Here is a 16,815-nt window from a genome sequence, read left to right as displayed (position 1 = left end):
AAGAATAACCAGAAAGCCAATAATTGGATAAATCATCTGTCTTCCCTCTCATATTTTCCGCCATAAAGCCTTTTAGCTTCCTCTGTATAGTTCTTGATAAAATCCGTTTTCGCCTCTGTATAGGCATCACGATTGTGCTCATATTGCTTCCATAAGGATATCTTGAGCTTTTCATAATCTTTGGCTACAGTAGGATGCTCCTGTAAATAGTCTCTAAAGTAAAGTTCATCATGATCGCCCTCATAGCGCAGATGCAAATGGAAAACCCGCTCCGCAAAACCACTCGGTGTGTAGCCTTTATTAAATGACATCCGCCCTTGGCTTTCTGACATGAGCAGATAACCATTTTGCAGCAGCAAGTCTCTCATTACCGCCATATCTGTTTCTTTAGGAATTTCCAGCAAGATATCCACTATAGGCTTGGCCCAGATGGTCTCTACCGATGTCGACCCAATATGACTAATCCGAACCAGCTGATTTGCAGGCAAAAAACTCAAGAGCTGAAGCCGCTCCTCATCATACCAGTCTTTCCACTCAGCCTGATGCTCTCTTAAAAAAATCGGAAAAAGCTGCCACAACTCCTCGAGTGATATTTCCTCTAAAGATGGACTCATAAGCACCTCCTTAGGTAATTTATACAAGCGTTTTCTCTAGTTATGATTATAGGAAAAATACACATCCTAGTCAAACCCTGCACTTATTGAACAGATATTTATTTTTGTAATATTTTTGAAAAGTTTTAGTTGTCAAACAATCTATTTTTTAGTAGAATGATGTCGGAGATATATTATTTAAAAGGAGTTCTTTATGAAAAAGTTTAGGTTTGGCACTTGGCTTGTCCTGTCAGCCGGCTCTTTGTTGTTACTTTCACAGGCTCTTCCTGCAGAAAATGCTGCTGCGAATCAGAAGAACCAGATTAAGGTCCAGCTGCTTAACCATAGCGATGAAACAGCTATCGGCACTCTGGAGTTGAATGGAGAGTATCAGCTAAAGCTTGGGAAAAAGGACAAGTACGGTCGGGCTACCGCTGCTCATGTACAAATGCAGGAACAACACAAAGCCAAAAAGAAAAAGGAAACCAAGGTCACTTACAATCCCATCGGTTGGCACAATTACAAATTTTACTACGGTAATGGAGATGATCGGGCTTGGCTCATGAATCGCGCTCACCTGATTGGCTTCACTTTCAGCGGCCTCAATAACGAAGGGAAAAACCTCGTTCCGATGACAGCTTGGCTCAACTCTGGCAGTTTCCAAGGACTGGATGACAATAACCCAGACAGCATGCTCTATTATGAACACCGCTTGGAGCGCTGGTTGGAGGAAAATCCAGATTACTGGCTGGATTACAAGGTTACTCCGATTTACACGGACAATGAGCTTCTTCCTCGCAAGATTGAGCTCCAGTATGTCGGGCTTGACGCAGAAGGCAATGTTGTCAGCATCCAGCTAGGGGGCAAGGAAACAATAGATGAAGACGGAATGTCTCATGTCCTCTTGGACAATGTCTCCCCAAATGCAGAGATTGACTACCAAACAGGCACTGCTGTCAATACTATGATTGAGTAGGGTTACAGATAAGAACACAAAAACAGACCATCATTCGTGCTTAGCATAATAATGATGATCTGTTTTTTTTATTTATTTTTACCAATACAGACAGCCGTAAACCAACAAGACTGCAATCATACTGAAAAGCGAGCCAATCAGGTAGTATTCAGCAAAGGACTGGCTTTCTGAAATCTTATTATAGCGGGCAATAGACTTAGCCGTAAAGACTAGCCCAATGGCAGTAAACTGCCCGAAAATAAGAGAAAGTCCCATAATCAAGCGCTCCAAAATCCCAATCATGGCACCAGCCCCCGCAATAGTCTCCCCACTGTCTTCTCCTGCCTGATACTTACTAAAGAAGAGTTTAAAGAGGATATTAATTGGCTTACCAGTAAGTGCGAAGAAAAAGAGAGCCTGCAGCATGAGGTAACGGTCAGTCAGCCAATTAGGAACTGGAATTTGCTGCTGCCCTAAGAGAAAATAAAGAGCAAAAATACTAATCAGATGCAAGATCTGATCCAGTATAAAGGCAAGCTTTTGAGCATGATGCCGGACAATCAATGAATTCAGTCTATACTTCAAGAAGTCAATAAGCGCATGACTGAGCCAGACCAAGGCAAAATATAGCAGATACCTAGGTAGGACTAGCCCTAATAACAACAGAGGCAAGAGAACAATTCCCAAGTGGAGAATCAAAAAATTTAACCGCTGGCTTTTAAGGTCAGCCATTTTCTGACTTTGAAGCTGAAAATCAGCTAGTACATGAGCAAGCAAAGTCAGTACAAGAATCGGATTCTGCATGAAAAATTCTGAAAATCCCATAAAATTTGTCATTGTTCAGCCTCCTTAGCTGCCTGTAGAATCATCCTCATAGCTAAACGGCGATTTCTCAGATAGATCTTCAGACCAGACGACTTCAGCCGCTTACTAAGCGCACTGGGACTAATCTGCAGCAGCTCTGCTATTTCTCCATGAGAAAAATTCTCGTCATAGATATATTCCATGAGCATCCGCTCCAGAACCTCTCTCTGACTGGTGTTCCACTTGCTCTGGATAAATGAAGTAGCTGCCAGCACCGTATTGACCGCCTGACTGAGCTCTTCATCTCCCAAGGATACAGCTATACGGCTGCTGCCGTAGTCGTTCTTCTCATGAATAACATCAATGGCCGCGCGTGCCCTCCAGTAGGCCGGACCGTCCGCACCAATACTCTGCTCTCGATTGATGTCCGTCACAATCTCCCCCAGGCCAAGTCCAAAGCGAATCGGATGAGGAAAGCCCAAGGCAATCTGATCAAGGAGCTGCATAATCTCTGGATTAGGCCGCAGCAAAGCCTGAAACTCATCTCCAGTCGTCACCGTGAAAGGCGACACCAGATAATCGTGATAATCCTGATTTAGCACTGCCATCATGTCCTGCAGGTCCTTCTGAGCCTGCTTACGATTTTTCAGCTGTTTGGATTCTATTAAATCTCCAATAAGAGCAATATAAAGCATACCAAACCTCCTTTAAGTCCATTATAAAGGAAAATTTTAAAAATGTCTATTTAAACGGCAACTTTTTATAATATCTATTGTAAAGGAAAGTCTATCTTTTCTTTTTAGGTGCTGGTAAGGCAGGATAGGCAGCTTCAATCAAATTACAGAGAAAGGCAGCATCTTCTACTTCTTTTATATAAAGCATTGGCTTTGCGCCTGGATAAGGAAACTCATAAACCGGATTTTCAAAAAAATCCAGGGCTGGCTGGACCGGCTTGATCATCAGGAGATTGTCATAAATCCCGCCAAATAAGCGACCTCGATAATAGAGCAAATATTCCCCCATCATCTTGCGAAAGCTAATTTCTTGGCCTAAGCCCTGCAGCTGCTTCAGAATAAAATCCAAATATTCTTAACTAGATGCCATCGGAACACCTCCATGAATTGATACTTTATTATACCAAAAATGAATGAAGATTTCCTGACTCAAAGATAAACACATCTCCTTCAATCCGTAGTCTGTCTATCCTCAATTAAGTAAAAAAGCTAGACCTTACAAGTCTAACTCTTTTACTTTTTATTTTTTTAGAAGTCCTTCCTTGACCAGATAATCACGCGCAACAGCTTCCGCTTTTTTGCCTTCAATGCCAACTTGATAATTCATCTGGCTCATCTGACTTTCCGTAATTTTACCAGCTAGTTTATTGAGAATACCTTCCAACTCAGGGTGTTTTTCTAGCAATTCAGCCTTCAGGAGAGGCGCCCCTTGATAAGGAGGGAAAAGATGTTTATCGTCTTCTAAAATCTGAAGTTGATAGCGCTCAATTTCAGGGTCAGTTGAGTAGACTTCCATAATCTGGATTTCACCAGATTTAATCGCATCATAGCGAAGTGCTGGCTCCATGGTTGACACATTGAGATTCAGTCCATAGACAGACTGGAGTCCCTTGTTTCCATCTTCACGGTCGTTAAATTCCAAGGTAAACCCAGCCTTGAGCTTGTCTTGGACTGCTTTAAGATCAGAGATGGTTTTAAGATTGTATTCTTTGGCGACACTCTTAGGTACAGCAATGGCATAGGTATTTTGATAAGCCATGTGATTGAGCAAGACTAGATTGTCCTGTTTTTTGATTCCATCACGTGCTGCTTCAAAAACTTCTTTAGCATCATTGCTGACCTTTGGAGCAGGCTGCAAGAGAGTTCCAGTAATCGTACCGGTAAACTCAGGATAGATATCAATATCACCTTTTTTCAGAGCTTGATAAAGGAAGTCGGTCTTCCCAAAGTTTGGTTTGACTGTCACAGTCATATCCGTATTTTCCTCGATGAGGAGTTTATACATATTCATAAGAATTTCTGGCTCTGGACCCAATTTTCCAGCAATAACCAGATGATCCTTCTCCTGTTTTGGTAGAAAACTTGGCGTATAAGAAGCGCCAAGTCCGAGTATTAAGACAGCAAAAGCTGTAAATACAGTCCGAAGCTTAGCCTTTTCCATCCATTTAAGGAGACTATTGAAAAGAATAGCCAAAACTGCGGATGAAATAGCTCCAATCAAGATCAGACTGGCATTACGACGATCAATTCCTAGAAGGATAAAAGAACCTAGTCCACCAGCTCCGACAAGGGCTGCTAGAGTTGCTGTTCCGATAATCATAACCGTTGCTGTCCGAATTCCAGAAACGATGACGGGCATAGCTAGAGGCAGTTCAAACTTTTTGAGCCGCTCCCACTTGGTCATCCCAAAGGCGATTCCAGCTTCTTCTAAACTAGGATCAATCCCATTCAAAGCCGTGACAGTATTTTCTAAAATCGGGAAAATAGCGTAAATCACCAGAGCAGTCAGTGCTGGTAGTGTACCAATCCCCATAAGGGGGATAAAGAGTCCCAGCAAGGCCATTGAAGGAATGGTTTGAAAGATTCCTGCAATTTGCAGCACCCAATTGGCTGTCTTTTTGTGACTATGAAGATAGATAGCGAGCGGAATGGTCAAGAAGATCGCCACTAATAAGGTCAGAAGAGACAGCTGGAGATGTTGCCCTAAGGCTGCCAACCATTCGCCAAAGCGCTCCTGAAAGGTAGAAAACAAATTAGCCATGTTGAACACCTCCAAATAAATCTGCTACGAAGCTGGTCGCAGGTGCAGATAAGATTTCCTCAGGTGTTGCCACTTGACGAATCTCCCCGTCCTGCAGAACAGCAATCCGATTCCCCAACTTTAAAGCCTCATCCGTGTCATGGGTCACAAAGATTGTTGTCATCCCAAACTGGTCATGGATACTCTTGGTCAAGCTCTGCAATTGCTTACGCGAGATGGCATCAAGAGCAGAAAAAGGCTCGTCCATCAGCAGGATTTTGGGTTGGGCGATAATGGCACGGACAATGCCCACCCGCTGCTGCTCACCACCAGACAGCTCACTTGGCATACGCTGAGCATAGTCTTCAGCAGGCAAGCCTACTAGCTCTAGCAATTCATCAGTCTTCTGCTCAATATCCGCCTTACTCCAACCTTTCATCTCAGGAATGAGAGCAATATTTTCCGCAACCGTTAGATTGGGAAAGAGGGCAATCGCTTGTAAGACATAGCCTGTGGAAAGGCGGAGTTCACGCTCATCATAGTCCTTGATCCTCTTATCATCCATATAGATATTACCATCTGTTGGCTCTAAGAGACGGTTGATCATCTTAATCATGGTCGTCTTACCAGATCCAGAAGGACCCACTAAAACCATGAACTCTCCATCCTCAATCCGTAAGTTGACATCTCTCAAGACATCCTTTTCTGTATAGCGTAGCGCTACATTTTTATATTCAATCATTCTTTGTCCTCATTTAAAACTTCCCTCGATTGGTCAAGTCTTCTACCTTAGGCATGACTTCTTTATTGTCCCAATGCTCTACAATCAATCCATTCTCTAAACGGAAGATGTCATACTGGGCATAAGCCACCCCATCTATCTGAGCCTGCCCATAGCTAACCACATAGTTTCCTTGTCCCAAAAGCTGGAAAACAAAGTCAAAAGCAACTCCATGCTCAGCTACATAGTCTTTATAAGCCTGACTTCCTTGGCCAATCTCGTGATTATGCTGAATCAAATCTTCTGCCACATAATCACTCCACTGCTCTAGCTCCCCATTTTGGAAAATTTCTGTCAAGAAACGACGAACGGTTTTTTTATTTGCTACTGTCTTGTCCAAATCCGTGATTTCAAAATCTCCAAAGATCTGGTCTAACTGTCCATTTTCTGGAACACGATAGTAGTCAATGACATCCCAATGCTCCACGATACGGCCATTCTCATCCGCACGGAAAGTATCAGTCGTCACCCATTGAGCTTCCCCGCCATTGAGATATTGATGAACATGGACGAAGACTAGATTGCCGTCTTCAATGGTGCGAACAATCTTCATCTCACGCTCGGGATGGCGCTCAAAGAAATTTGCAAAGAAAGCCGCAAACCCTTCTTTCCCATCTGGCACACCTGTTGAGTGTTGAATGTAGGTATCCCCTACAGACTGAGCTTGAGCCTCGGCAACGCGCCCATCTTGAATGGCATGAATGTATAAATTTTGTGCATTTTCAACTTGTTTTGACATGATTTATGCCTCTTTTTCTTTTAAATTCGCTAAGATGCGTTCCTGATAACTTTCAAACTGGCGAATTTCTTCCTCTGAGAAACCTTTATAAAAAATAGCATCCAATTTTTGACTGATACGATGGCCAACTTCTTTCTGGGACCAACCTTGCTCCGTCAACTTGACATATTTTTTTCGCTTGTCTAAACCACACTGACTAAAGGTCACCAACCCCTGTTCTTCCAACTTTTTCAGCATAGTCGTCAGCGTATTATTGGCCAGTCCTGTCGCCAGCGCAATATCTGTGGCCGTCGCACAGCCCGTTTCACTATTCCATAAAACTGTGAGAATCTTGCCCTGTTCACTCCGATAAAGGGCTTCAGGATCCTGATTCAGTAACTTTTGAAAAATCCGCCCATTCAACAAACGAATATGATAGGCTACCAAATGACTGTCTTTCATACTCCCTCCAATTTATTTCTATATCGAATCGTTTTTAAATTGTAACATCTAGAATTATATCTGTCAAGCATTTTGTTCTATTTGGAAATAATTTTAAACTGAATAAAGATTATAAACAAAAAAGCCCAGTATAAACAGGAAATCCCCTTCTTACACTGAGCTTCTTTTTTATATTAGTAATATTCACCCTGACGGTAATCCCATGAGTTAAAGGTATCAGACAGGTGCATCATGATTTTGTCGATGTCCAAGCCTTTGCGGATGACCACTGGTGCTGGTGAGATGGAACGTTGCCCACCTTGTTCTGGAATCAGTTTTCCATCCTTGTCTACCATAGAGACCATAACACCTTGCTCGTAGCGAGTTTCAATGGTCTTGTCTGGCTGGATAGAGGCTACATAGTCGTCTGCTTCAATAACCAAATCAACAGCATTTTCGATGCGCTCGCCAATTCCTTCTACCTTGCCGCGGTTTCCTTTACCAGATGGGTTAGCTGAGGATGCATAGACCATCTTGCCTTCTTCCCAAAGCTTAGCTGCCAGCTGCTCGCCCGCCTTACCAAACTTAATAACAAAACAGCTAGTGCCACGAACATCTGTCATCAGCTCTTCCCGACCGTCGCCAAAGGCCTTGAGCTTTTCAAAAGCTTCTGGCTTCCATGGGAGGATACAACCTAAGAGGATGTCTTCATCCCAATGCTTTTGATAAAAAGCTTCAATTTCCGGATTTAGCTGAGCCAAAGCACGGAGCTCATCCATACTGCCACAGAGGACAACACCTGGCTTATTACGGTTACGAGCCTTAGCTTCGAACTTACGCTCCAAGCCAGCTTTATCGCTGGTCATGATGATGTAACCCACCTTGGTCGGGCAAACGATACAGCCACCATCGCCTTTCAAGATATCATAACCTTCTTGTGAAAGCTGTCCGTTCCATTGAATGTGTTTTGTCATAAGTTTCTTCCTTTTCTATTAAATTAAGATTTATTTTACCATATATTTTTATCGGAGACAAGGTTTTTTCAGAATTTTCTCAATATAGAAAAAATAAGGTTACTGCCAATAAGATGGACGATTTTTTTCATATTCTGCAATCAAATCCTCATACTGCAGTGTAATGCCAATGTCATCTAGACCGTTGAGGAGCTTGTGCTTCCATTCTCCATCAATGTCAAAGGAGAATTCCCCCACCGGCGAAAAAATCTTCTGCTGCTCCAAATCCACCGTCACTTGATCCGTCGGCTTCAGATTAGCCAATGCTTGCCGGACTTCCAGTGGCTGGACGATAGGCAGCATACCGTTGTTAAGCTCGTTGTTGTAGTGAATATCCCCGAAAGATCCGGCAATGACTACCTTAAAGCCATAGTCAGCCAAGGCCCAGGCAGCGTGCTCCCGAGAGGAACCCGCTCCGAAATTGTCCCCTGTAATCAGAATAGTCGCCTTGCGATACTCCGGTCTGTTAAAGACGAAATCAGGATCTTCCGTGTACTGATTGTCTAGATAGCGCCATGCGTACATGAGGTACTTGCCAAAACCTTTTTTATCAATCAACTTGAGAAACTGCTTGGGCAAAATTTGGTCCGTGTCAATATTATCGTTCATGAGGGGGACTGTTGTCCCCGTGTAAATTGTAAATTTTTCCATAAACCTTCCTTACTGGACCTCCGGTAGCTGGCGGACGTCTACAAAGCGCCCGGCAATGGCTGCCGCTGCTGCCATGGCTGGACTGCAAAGATGAGTCTTAGCTCCAAATCCCTGCCGATCCTCAAAGTTCCGATTACTGGTCGAGGCACAGTGAACTCCGTCTGGCACCTTGTCTGGATTCATTCCCAGGCACATGGAACAACCAGGATCGCGCCACTCAAAGCCTGCATCCATGAAAATTTTATCCAGTCCCATCTTTTCAGCAGCCCGCTTGACCGGACGAGAGCCTGGTACGACGATAGCAGTCAGATTGGGAGCAATATGCTTGCCAGCGACAAACTTAGCTGCCAGCTGCAAATCGCTGAGTCTGGCATTGGTACAGGAGCCGATAAAGATATAACCTAGGTCAATATCTTCTGCTTTCTTACCAGGGGAGAGGTCCATGTAATTGTAGGCCCGCTCATCGTTCATATCACGGATTTCAGGGAAAGCCGATCCGAACTCTACTCCCATAGAAGGATTGGTTCCCCAAGTCACCATAGGTGCCAGCTGGGAGACATCAATCTCAATGACCTTATCATAGACAGCATCAGGATCACTGACCAGAGTCTTCCAATCGGCTACCGCCGCCTCAAAGTCCTTGGGAGCGCCCGGCCGCCCTTTAACGTAATCATAAGTCTTCTGGTCAGGGTTCATAATGCCCATCTTAGAGCCAAACTCTATGGACATATTGCAGATGGTCATACGCTCTTCCATGGTCAGATGGTCAATCGCATCACCAACATACTCGACCACATGACCGACACCTGCAGCCACACCATATCGGGCAATCAGAGCGAGGATAAAGTCCTTGGAATAGACACCTTTAGGTGGCACTCCGGTAAATTTGACCAGCATTTTCTTGGGCTTAACCTGCCAAATGGTCTGCGTGGCAAAGACGTGCTCTACTTCTGAAGTACCGATTCCAAAAGCAATAGCTCCAAAAGCTCCGTGAGTGGCCGTGTGACTGTCACCACAGACGATGAATTTGCCCGGCTGAGTCCTGCCTGTTTCGGGTCCAACCATATGGACAATCCCCTGCAGTTCCGATCCGTGAGCTGCATGCTCGATACCAAAATCCTTAACATTCTCAGAAAGTTTATCAATCTGAGCCTTGGAAATCACATCCCGGATATCATAGATATTGACCGTAGGAACATTATGGTCAAAGGTTCCAAAGGTCAAATCCGGCCGTCTAACTTTGCGCCCTGCATCTCGAAGTCCCTGAAAAGCCTGAGGACTGGTTACTTCATGAATATAATGCTGATCCACATACATAAGCTGGGGCTGGCCTTCTTCGCCTGTTATCAGATGCCTTTCCCACAGCTTATCAAAAATCGATTTTCCAGCCATACTAGCTTCTCCATATGTAATATAAAATTCCGATTTCAACTATTATTCCGCAAATCCAAGCCAACCAGAAATACCATTTTCTGGTCTTGTGATGAAAGAGGCGACCGCCTAATAAAGCACCCAAACCTCCGGCTACCAATGCTGACAGCAGCAAAGTCTTCTCTGGAATGCGGTAGTGATTTTTCTTAGCCTTACGCTTATCCCAGCCATAAAGCAGGAAAACGATAAGGTTCCAAAGCAGGCAAATACCTGTTAATATCCAATTCATAAGTTATTAATAATTGACTCCGTCATTTGAGTTGTTGTCGCCTGACCGCCCAGATCTCGCGTTAAAATCCCTTGAGCCAAAGTCTTTTCAACCGCTGCTTCAATCGCTTCTGCGGCTTCAAGCTCTGCAAAACTATCCCGCAGCATCATAGCTACAGAAACGATCATACTGATAGGATTGGCAATACCTTGCCCTGCAATATCTGGAGCAGAACCATGGATAGGCTCGTAAAGACTTGGTCCAGCTGCCGAATGACTGGCCGATGGCATAACTCCCAGCGTCCCTGACAAGACACTGGACTCGTCTGATAGAATATCCCCGAAGAGATTTTCTGTTACTACGACATCAAACTTAGCAGGATTGGTAATCATGAGCATCGCAGCGCTGTCCACCAGTTGGTGCTCCAAGGTCACATCTGGATAATCCTTGGCCACCTCATCAGCTACTCTGCGCCAGAGTTTGGATGTCGCTAGCACATTTTGCTTGTCAATACTGGTCACGCGCTTTCTGCGACCACGCGCGATATCAAAGGCCTTACGGACAATTCGTTCCACCTCTTCATAGCTGTAGTCGTTGATATCCCGCGCAGATTTATCCTCCAAAATATGCTCACCAAAGTAAATCCCACCAGTCAGCTCACGCACGACTACGAAGTCCACGCCAGCAATTCTTTCAGCCTTCAAAGGCGACAAATGCTTAAGTGCATCGAAAATCTTAACTGGACGGATATTGGCATAGAGTTCAAGCTCCTTCCGCAGAGCGAGCAAGCCTTGCTCCGGTCGAACTGGAGCATTATCATACTGAGGACTGCCGATAGCTGCTAGGAGAATAGCATCCGCCTCCTTGGCCGCTTCTAGAGTTGACTGAGGGAGAGGATGACCTTCCGCATCAATACCAGCACCCCCAAAAGCCTTCTCTGTGACATGGTAAGTAAAGCCAAACTTGTCCGCAACAGCAGCCAGCACTTGGAGACCAGCCTCCATGATTTCTGGGCCGATACCATCACCCGCCAGAGCTACAATTTCTTTTGTCATAGTCGCTTCCTTCTAATTATTTGCAGGCAGATCGCGGTAAGATACCTGATGGCCAATTTCACCAGCATTTTCCTTTTGCACAAAGGTGTTGGCATGGATATAGGCAATGGCGCTGGCCTTAAGAACATCAAAGTCAATACCAGAGGAGTTGAAAATCGTATCTGTATCCATATTTTCAACAGCTACCAAGACGCGAGCCTGAGAGTCAATACCATCCGTTACCGCTTCGATGTTATAAGATAAAAGCTGAACAGACTGGTTAAAGAATTGGTCAATGGCATTAAAGATAGCTTCAACGCTTCCTTTACCTTCTGCCACACAGCTGACCGTCTCGCCATCTCCATTAACCAACTGCACATCTGCTGTGATGGTATGGTCGTCATTGGTCGTCAACTGCAGATCATCAAAGTGGAAGCCTTCAGGATTTTCGACCGTCGTTCCGGCAATCAGCGCCCGAATATCAGCGTCTGTGACTTCATTTTTCTTATCAGCCAAGACCTTAAACTTAGCAAAGAGATCATTAATTTCAGATTCCGCAAAGTCCAGAGCCAGTTCTTTGAGTTTTTCGACAAAGGCATGGCGGCCAGACAGCTTGCCAAGCGGCAGTGAATTGCTCTTGACTCCAACCAGCTCAGGTGTGATGATTTCATAGGTCAGTGGATTCTTAAGGACTCCATCCTGATGGATACCGGACTCATGAGAGAAGGCATTGCCGCCAACGATCGCCTTGTTCTTAGGCACTGGAATACCTGAGAAGCGGGACACCAGCTCAGAAGTGTTGATGGTTTCATTAAGGACGATATCCGACTCAACCTGATAATAGTCTTGACGAATTTCTAAAGCAACTGCTACTTCTTCCAGCGCTACATTTCCTGCCCGCTCACCGATTCCATTGATAGTCCCCTGAACACGACCAGCACCGTGCTTGATAGCCGTCAAAGTATTGGCCGTTGCCATGCCAAGGTCATCATGGCAATGAACACCAAATACCACCTTATGATCAGAAGTCACATTTGCCACTAGGTAGTCGAAAATATTTGCAAACTCTTCTGGCGTGGTAAAGCCGACTGTATCTGGAATATTGATATAAGACGCACCTGCATCAACCGCTGTTTGTACCACCTGAAAAAGGAAATCCAGCTCTGTTCGTGTCGCATCCTCTGGTGAAAACTCGACTATATCAAACTTGGAGCGCGCGTAGGAGACATGCTCTTTCACAGCTTCTAAAATCTCTTCCTTGGACTTTTTCAGCTTAAACTCTCTGTGAATAGGACTGGTCGCAATGAAGACATGAATCTGTGGATACTTGGCATCCTTGAGCGCTTCATAGCAGGCATCAATATCGGATTTGACTGAACGCGCCAGACCAGTAACAGAAGCTTTTGTAATGACTTTAGCAATCTCCTGCACCGCCGCAAATGAATCTGGACTCGCAGCTGGAAAACCGGCTTCAACGACTGAAATCCCCCACTTCTCTAACTGCTTGGCAATAGCAACCTTTTCCTTGATAGAGAAATTCACTCCTGGTGTCTGCTCACCATCCCGGAGGCTGGTATCAAAAAACTCAACTTTGCGTGTCATAGACAACTCCTTTTCTAAAATACATAGACCATTTAGGAAAAACTCTTTCCCAACTTCTAGGTCATGTTCAATGACTGAGACAGTATGAGACAAATTGATTTCAGAAAAATCAAGATGTATTCTCACTCCCGTCGTTCCTTTAGAAACCATTTCTTCCTCATCAGAATTTGAGGTAAGATAGGTGAAATAAAAAACATCTCACTTGAGGAACAAGCGAGATGTTGATTTACTCCCGCTTGGTAAGCCAAACAGGACTAATGCTTTTGCACTAGCCCGAGTAACGCAACAACAAAGCAAAGTTTGAAGATTGGGTTGACTTCATGTTTGACTAACTCCTTTTTGAGATGGTTTCTTATTGTTTAGTATTTTAACACAGTATCATAAACCTGTCAAGAAAAAGTCGATATTTTCTGAAAATTTTTAATATGATTATTACTCATATAAGAACCAACCTCCATCTCGTAAAATTCTTATCGGCTGCATTCCATAAATAACTAGCTTATCAGGAACTTCATTTGAATCGTAGTTTAAAGGGATTCCTAATGTAAATTCAGTGTCTTTGTTATTATTTATTCTACCATCCAAGGTTAAAATATATCCACCTCCTTGTAGGGTGCCGTTCCCTATATCTTCGACCTTCATACTGTCCCAATCAAATTGAACACTTTCAACTTTAGAGTTTAAAGATTTAACGAATTCAGCCATCTCTTCCTCATGTTTCTTAAGGTAAGCCAGCTGCTTTTCATGTGGATCTTGATCTTTCTTTTTCTCCTCCTTGGTTCCATCTGTAAACAAATTTTTATTTTGAACTATTATAATTGCACCTAGAAATACAAGTATCAGCGATGCTACAAATAACGTACTTTTGATAGTCTTCATCTCACATCGTCCTTTCAACTACTGACATTATTATAGCATGGATGGGTTTATGGCCTCACTCTAATACTTATTATAAAAGAATCATCATAAAATATTCCCTATAAACACACTAATCATTACTTACTATATAACTTTTCTTTTTCCAATACTTTCAAATATTTAGTTTTTTTAAATTGACCAGACAGGAGCAAGAGCAAGAAACAATACCATATCACAATCGTCAAAAATAAAAGTAGGAAACTGCCAAATAGAAGATATAGCCAGGAAAAAACAGCTGAAATCAAGGCAAAGAGGAAAATGAGAGCATAAGTTTTTAGGCCATTGGATTTTTGGGTGGTAAAATAGTCTCTGGGCATCTCATAAGGCACTACTTCAACTACTGATTTCTCCCTTCTATTTTTAAATTGGTAAAGAGCTAGTAAAAGCATGAAAATGAATGAAAAAAGTAAAGGGAACAAACCTCGTACAATCAAATTCTCCGTTAATACATACAGGCCATAAGAAAAACCAGCACTTGGTAGAAAAATCATTGGAAAAGACACACTTTTCCCTACAAAAAGCTCATTTCGCTTGATATCATAAAACACAGTCCTCTTGACATTTCCTTGATCTGCTCCAAATTCGATAAAATCAGACAACTTCCTTGTAACTGCCAATGCTGACTTTGGTTCTTCATGCACCTCATCTTCAATGATCTCTAACTGACCAAAAGCGTTCACTTTCCACGAATCTTCCTGAGGCAGAGGGTGTATTTTCCCTTCAAGATGTTCTTGAATAAACTGCTGGATTTGATGGTTCTTCCACTTGCTTCCAATCAACTTCAGTGTTACTTTTTGACCGCTGCCATTTGGGGTCAATGCTTCTCCTACAATAAATAAAGGCCATTCATAACTACCGCGATAAAGGTGTCTCTTCTTACCGAAGTAAAATGTAACCGAAGAAAGAGGAAAGCGATAGCATTTAAAATTTCGGAAAACAAGCAAGTCTTGGCCATCAAGCTCTATTCTCCCCATAAAAGCAAAAGCCATCCATCCTACTGTAATTAATAAAACAACTGACCCTGAAAAATATAAAAAATTTGCCAACAAATTCTCATCTAAAAAGAGGTTTAAAAAACTTACGATAATCATTAAGCTGAAAATACTAATCAGAGCAATTCCTTTTAGTGTATATATAGCAATCGATGTTTTCTTTGTCAATTCTGCTCCCTCTCTAAAATTTCTGCAAATACTATTTGGCTCATTAAAATCCTCCAAGAGTTACATCGCCTCTGATAATTCAACTTTGAATCGAAAAGGCATATAACTTTTTTTAAAGTGAAAAAAACTTATTAAATTCTGTCTGGTTTAGAATAGCCTATTCACTCTTTTCCTACAGTTTCTGAGTATTTCACTTTCAAATTCCCCATTTTTTCTTTAGAAAAGCGCTGACTTCCCTCTTTAAACCAGATATCTAGAAAATAAGTGTAGAGAATTTGGTCAGATTTTTCTGACAACCAAGCCTGATCAATATCGTAATCCTTCAGATAGTCCAAAATCTCCTCTTTTGACACTAGACTCTTACGCGGGGCTCTCCCCCTCCAATAGAGCGATAAATTTCATCTGCTGTCCGGACATAGCCCCTTTCTTTAGATTGATTAATAAAAGCTTGAACAGTAAAATCCGAAACTTTGGAGAAAGCAATGGAAACATTTTGTTTAACGAAGCTATCCTCATATACATAGCCAATATTGAGATAAGTATCTCCTGATAACTTTTTACTATATAGAACGGCAAGCAAGCCATCGGAATTGATATATAGCTGCAAATCTTTCTTCACCTAATTCGGGATCATCATAAATGACACCTCGACCTATAATAATTAATTTTTGCATCCCTTCCTCCAAAATTACAACACTGCCCAGCGGCAACATATTTTTTTCAAACATATAAATTTCCTCCATATTTCTTCAAATATTTTTTTCCATACCATTCTTCTAGTGTTTTTTCTTCAAATTGACGATATTCTTCCGAATACTTCCGGCGATAATAGCCATATAATGAGTGTGGCAAAAGTAGTATTATAAGCATACCTATTAAAAATATATTTACTATAAATATCAAGCCTATTGACAACAACACACCTGAAACATCTGTCTTTACTTCACCAATACCCGGAAGCAAAATTTTTAGTGTCAGCCATCCAGCAACAACTAACCCGATTAAAAGTATGAATAACTGTATCACCTTCCTTTGTTTCTCAAGTGAATCATTAGTTGCACTTTTATAAAGTCGATATTTAAGAGAAGCAAGTCTTTTTTTAGTCAACCACAATTCAATTAGAATAATTAAAAGATAAAAGATAATTAAACCATATACCGTCATAAATTTCCCAAAAAAAGTAATAAAAAACAAATTTATTGATACAATCATCCACACCATATAAAGATTAGCATTCAGGATACCAATGTAGGGTATTTGGGCACAATATTTTTTATATAAATTTACTCGACAAGAAATAAGCCACAAAATCCAACATAGGAAAAACATCCAAAGAGGTAGAAAATTAATTCTCCATGTTTCCATAGGAGCATCAGAAGCCGGATGACGAACATTTGCATCGGTAAAAATAGCAATGCCAAACATAATCAGCACTCCTAAAATAGAAAATATTTTTCTTGCAACACTAAAGTATTCAGTATAAAGTGCACGGCTATTAGTATCTCTAACCATATACTCTATTAAAGCATCATGACGCAATCGACGACTTTCATAAAAATTAGCATTAAATAATGTTTTTCTCATTAATTATCATCCTCCAAAAAATCCTGAAAACATTTTCGATGCGCCCCCTACAATGTTGCTAACCGCTTTTTTCGTTGTTTTTCCAACAGCATTGGTAACTTTCGAAGCATCATCAATAAACTGCTTAGTTCCCTTTTTTATATCACTATAAAGGTGTGGATTTACCAT

At 42.2% G+C, this 16,815-nt stretch carries 20 protein-coding genes and 1 pseudogene; 1 reads left to right on the top strand and 20 read right to left on the bottom strand.

Annotated features, from left to right (window positions below; genetic code table 11):
- Positions 1-32: 32 nt before the first annotated feature.
- The gene (locus J1C77_RS05050; RefSeq protein ID WP_002921506.1) at positions 33-614 is read right to left on the bottom strand and encodes a GrpB family protein; all 582 of its coding nucleotides are present in this window, start codon (positions 612-614) and stop codon (positions 33-35) included.
- 193 nt (positions 615-807) lie between these two features.
- Here J1C77_RS05050 and J1C77_RS05045 point away from each other — a divergent pair, with 193 nt between their 5' ends.
- The gene (locus tag J1C77_RS05045) at positions 808-1,569 is read left to right on the top strand and encodes a DNA/RNA non-specific endonuclease (protein WP_002900528.1); all 762 of its coding nucleotides are present in this window, start codon (positions 808-810) and stop codon (positions 1,567-1,569) included.
- A gap of 78 nt (positions 1,570-1,647) precedes the next feature.
- On the opposite strand, the gene J1C77_RS05040 is transcribed toward J1C77_RS05045, so the two are convergent.
- From J1C77_RS05040 to J1C77_RS04950, 19 genes and pseudogenes are all read right to left on the bottom strand, one after another.
- Positions 1,648-2,385, bottom strand: a complete 738-nt coding sequence (locus J1C77_RS05040; RefSeq protein WP_002900530.1) for a DUF3307 domain-containing protein — start codon at positions 2,383-2,385, stop codon at positions 1,648-1,650.
- Entirely contained in the window at positions 2,382-3,047 is a 666-nt protein-coding gene (locus tag J1C77_RS05035; RefSeq protein WP_002900531.1) for a SatD family protein, read from the bottom strand. Before J1C77_RS05035 ends, J1C77_RS05040 begins: the two co-directional genes overlap by 4 nt.
- Before the next feature lie 91 nt (positions 3,048-3,138).
- Positions 3,139-3,435, bottom strand: coding sequence for a TfoX/Sxy family protein (locus tag J1C77_RS05030; protein ID WP_002900532.1), 297 nt, complete (start codon positions 3,433-3,435; stop codon positions 3,139-3,141).
- A gap of 171 nt (positions 3,436-3,606) precedes the next feature.
- Positions 3,607-5,127 carry an ABC transporter permease/substrate-binding protein gene (locus J1C77_RS05025; protein ID WP_002900533.1) on the bottom strand — a complete coding sequence of 507 codons (1,521 nt, stop codon included), beginning with the start codon at positions 5,125-5,127 and terminating at the stop codon, positions 3,607-3,609.
- Positions 5,120-5,848, bottom strand: coding sequence for an ABC transporter ATP-binding protein (locus J1C77_RS05020; RefSeq protein WP_002900534.1), 729 nt, complete (start codon positions 5,846-5,848; stop codon positions 5,120-5,122). Before J1C77_RS05020 ends, J1C77_RS05025 begins: the two co-directional genes overlap by 8 nt.
- Before the next feature lie 13 nt (positions 5,849-5,861).
- Complete coding sequence (locus J1C77_RS05015; RefSeq protein WP_002900535.1) at positions 5,862-6,626, bottom strand: nuclear transport factor 2 family protein; 765 nt, start codon at positions 6,624-6,626, stop codon at positions 5,862-5,864.
- 3 nt (positions 6,627-6,629) lie between these two features.
- Positions 6,630-7,067: a MarR family winged helix-turn-helix transcriptional regulator gene (locus tag J1C77_RS05010; protein ID WP_002900536.1), complete on the bottom strand. Its 438-nt coding sequence runs from the start codon at positions 7,065-7,067 to the stop codon at positions 6,630-6,632.
- Between the two features lie 173 nt (positions 7,068-7,240).
- Positions 7,241-8,020: an L-threonylcarbamoyladenylate synthase gene (locus tag J1C77_RS05005; protein WP_002897734.1), complete on the bottom strand. Its 780-nt coding sequence runs from the start codon at positions 8,018-8,020 to the stop codon at positions 7,241-7,243.
- Positions 8,021-8,119: 99 nt separating this feature from the next.
- Positions 8,120-8,710 (bottom strand): 3-isopropylmalate dehydratase small subunit, encoded by a 591-nt coding sequence (gene leuD, locus J1C77_RS05000; protein ID WP_002897735.1) that lies wholly within the window; start codon positions 8,708-8,710, stop codon positions 8,120-8,122.
- Between the two features lie 9 nt (positions 8,711-8,719).
- Positions 8,720-10,102: a 3-isopropylmalate dehydratase large subunit gene (leuC, locus tag J1C77_RS04995; RefSeq protein ID WP_002921509.1), complete on the bottom strand. Its 1,383-nt coding sequence runs from the start codon at positions 10,100-10,102 to the stop codon at positions 8,720-8,722.
- 1 nt (position 10,103) lies between these two features.
- A complete protein-coding gene (locus tag J1C77_RS04990; protein ID WP_002921512.1) occupies positions 10,104-10,370 on the bottom strand; it encodes a DUF1294 domain-containing protein in 267 nt (88 codons plus the stop codon).
- A complete protein-coding gene (gene leuB / locus J1C77_RS04985) occupies positions 10,367-11,404 on the bottom strand; it encodes a 3-isopropylmalate dehydrogenase (RefSeq protein WP_002921514.1) in 1,038 nt (345 codons plus the stop codon). The genes J1C77_RS04990 and leuB overlap by 4 nt, the downstream gene beginning before the upstream one ends.
- Positions 11,405-11,416: 12 nt before the next feature.
- On the bottom strand, positions 11,417-12,985 hold the full coding sequence (locus tag J1C77_RS04980) for a 2-isopropylmalate synthase (RefSeq protein WP_042763202.1): 1,569 nt from the start codon (positions 12,983-12,985) through the stop codon (positions 11,417-11,419).
- Positions 12,986-13,417: 432 nt separating this feature from the next.
- A complete protein-coding gene (locus J1C77_RS04975; protein WP_002921520.1) occupies positions 13,418-13,864 on the bottom strand; it encodes a hypothetical protein in 447 nt (148 codons plus the stop codon).
- 116 nt (positions 13,865-13,980) lie between these two features.
- A complete protein-coding gene (locus J1C77_RS04970; protein ID WP_042763204.1) occupies positions 13,981-14,994 on the bottom strand; it encodes a hypothetical protein in 1,014 nt (337 codons plus the stop codon).
- A 230-nt stretch (positions 14,995-15,224) separates the two neighbouring features.
- Positions 15,225-15,416 carry a TipC family immunity protein gene (locus tag J1C77_RS04965; RefSeq protein ID WP_002921525.1) on the bottom strand — a complete coding sequence of 64 codons (192 nt, stop codon included), beginning with the start codon at positions 15,414-15,416 and terminating at the stop codon, positions 15,225-15,227.
- Positions 15,417-15,665: 249 nt separating this feature from the next.
- Positions 15,666-15,791: pseudogene (locus tag J1C77_RS04960) on the bottom strand (DUF4176 domain-containing protein); the annotation flags it as partial.
- The gene (locus J1C77_RS04955) at positions 15,784-16,647 is read right to left on the bottom strand and encodes a hypothetical protein (protein ID WP_002921534.1); all 864 of its coding nucleotides are present in this window, start codon (positions 16,645-16,647) and stop codon (positions 15,784-15,786) included. The gene J1C77_RS04955 and the pseudogene J1C77_RS04960, both read right to left, overlap by 8 nt.
- A gap of 6 nt (positions 16,648-16,653) precedes the next feature.
- Positions 16,654-16,815: a hypothetical protein gene (locus tag J1C77_RS04950; protein WP_002921536.1), complete on the bottom strand. Its 162-nt coding sequence runs from the start codon at positions 16,813-16,815 to the stop codon at positions 16,654-16,656.

The organism is Streptococcus sanguinis, assembly GCF_050223295.1.
Classification (GTDB): domain Bacteria; phylum Bacillota; class Bacilli; order Lactobacillales; family Streptococcaceae; genus Streptococcus; species Streptococcus sanguinis_X.
The sequence above is the reverse complement of the archived record's forward strand: the minus strand, read 5'-3'. Positions and strand labels throughout refer to the sequence as shown.

Excerpts from the sequence above, each read along its gene's own strand:
- J1C77_RS05050 (WP_002921506.1), bottom strand. The coding sequence starts at position 614 with ATGAGTCCATCTTTAGAGGAAATATCACTCGAGGAGTTGTGGCAGCTT.
- J1C77_RS05045 (WP_002900528.1), top strand. The coding sequence starts at position 808 with ATGAAAAAGTTTAGGTTTGGCACTTGGCTTGTCCTGTCAGCCGGCTCT.
- J1C77_RS05040 (WP_002900530.1), bottom strand. The coding sequence starts at position 2,385 with ATGACAAATTTTATGGGATTTTCAGAATTTTTCATGCAGAATCCGATT.
- J1C77_RS05035 (WP_002900531.1), bottom strand. The coding sequence starts at position 3,047 with ATGCTTTATATTGCTCTTATTGGAGATTTAATAGAATCCAAACAGCTG.
- J1C77_RS05025 (WP_002900533.1), bottom strand. The coding sequence starts at position 5,127 with ATGGCTAATTTGTTTTCTACCTTTCAGGAGCGCTTTGGCGAATGGTTG.
- J1C77_RS05020 (WP_002900534.1), bottom strand. The coding sequence starts at position 5,848 with ATGATTGAATATAAAAATGTAGCGCTACGCTATACAGAAAAGGATGTC.
- J1C77_RS05015 (WP_002900535.1), bottom strand. The coding sequence starts at position 6,626 with ATGTCAAAACAAGTTGAAAATGCACAAAATTTATACATTCATGCCATT.
- J1C77_RS05010 (WP_002900536.1), bottom strand. The coding sequence starts at position 7,067 with ATGAAAGACAGTCATTTGGTAGCCTATCATATTCGTTTGTTGAATGGG.
- J1C77_RS05005 (WP_002897734.1), bottom strand. The coding sequence starts at position 8,020 with ATGACAAAACACATTCAATGGAACGGACAGCTTTCACAAGAAGGTTAT.
- leuD (WP_002897735.1), bottom strand. The coding sequence starts at position 8,710 with ATGGAAAAATTTACAATTTACACGGGGACAACAGTCCCCCTCATGAAC.
- leuC (WP_002921509.1), bottom strand. The coding sequence starts at position 10,102 with ATGGCTGGAAAATCGATTTTTGATAAGCTGTGGGAAAGGCATCTGATA.
- J1C77_RS04990 (WP_002921512.1), bottom strand. The coding sequence starts at position 10,370 with ATGAATTGGATATTAACAGGTATTTGCCTGCTTTGGAACCTTATCGTT.
- leuB (WP_002921514.1), bottom strand. The coding sequence starts at position 11,404 with ATGACAAAAGAAATTGTAGCTCTGGCGGGTGATGGTATCGGCCCAGAA.
- J1C77_RS04980 (WP_042763202.1), bottom strand. The coding sequence starts at position 12,985 with ATGACACGCAAAGTTGAGTTTTTTGATACCAGCCTCCGGGATGGTGAG.
- J1C77_RS04975 (WP_002921520.1), bottom strand. The coding sequence starts at position 13,864 with ATGAAGACTATCAAAAGTACGTTATTTGTAGCATCGCTGATACTTGTA.
- J1C77_RS04970 (WP_042763204.1), bottom strand. The coding sequence starts at position 14,994 with ATGATTATCGTAAGTTTTTTAAACCTCTTTTTAGATGAGAATTTGTTG.
- J1C77_RS04955 (WP_002921534.1), bottom strand. The coding sequence starts at position 16,647 with ATGAGAAAAACATTATTTAATGCTAATTTTTATGAAAGTCGTCGATTG.
- J1C77_RS04950 (WP_002921536.1), bottom strand. The coding sequence starts at position 16,815 with ATGGTAAATCCACACCTTTATAGTGATATAAAAAAGGGAACTAAGCAG.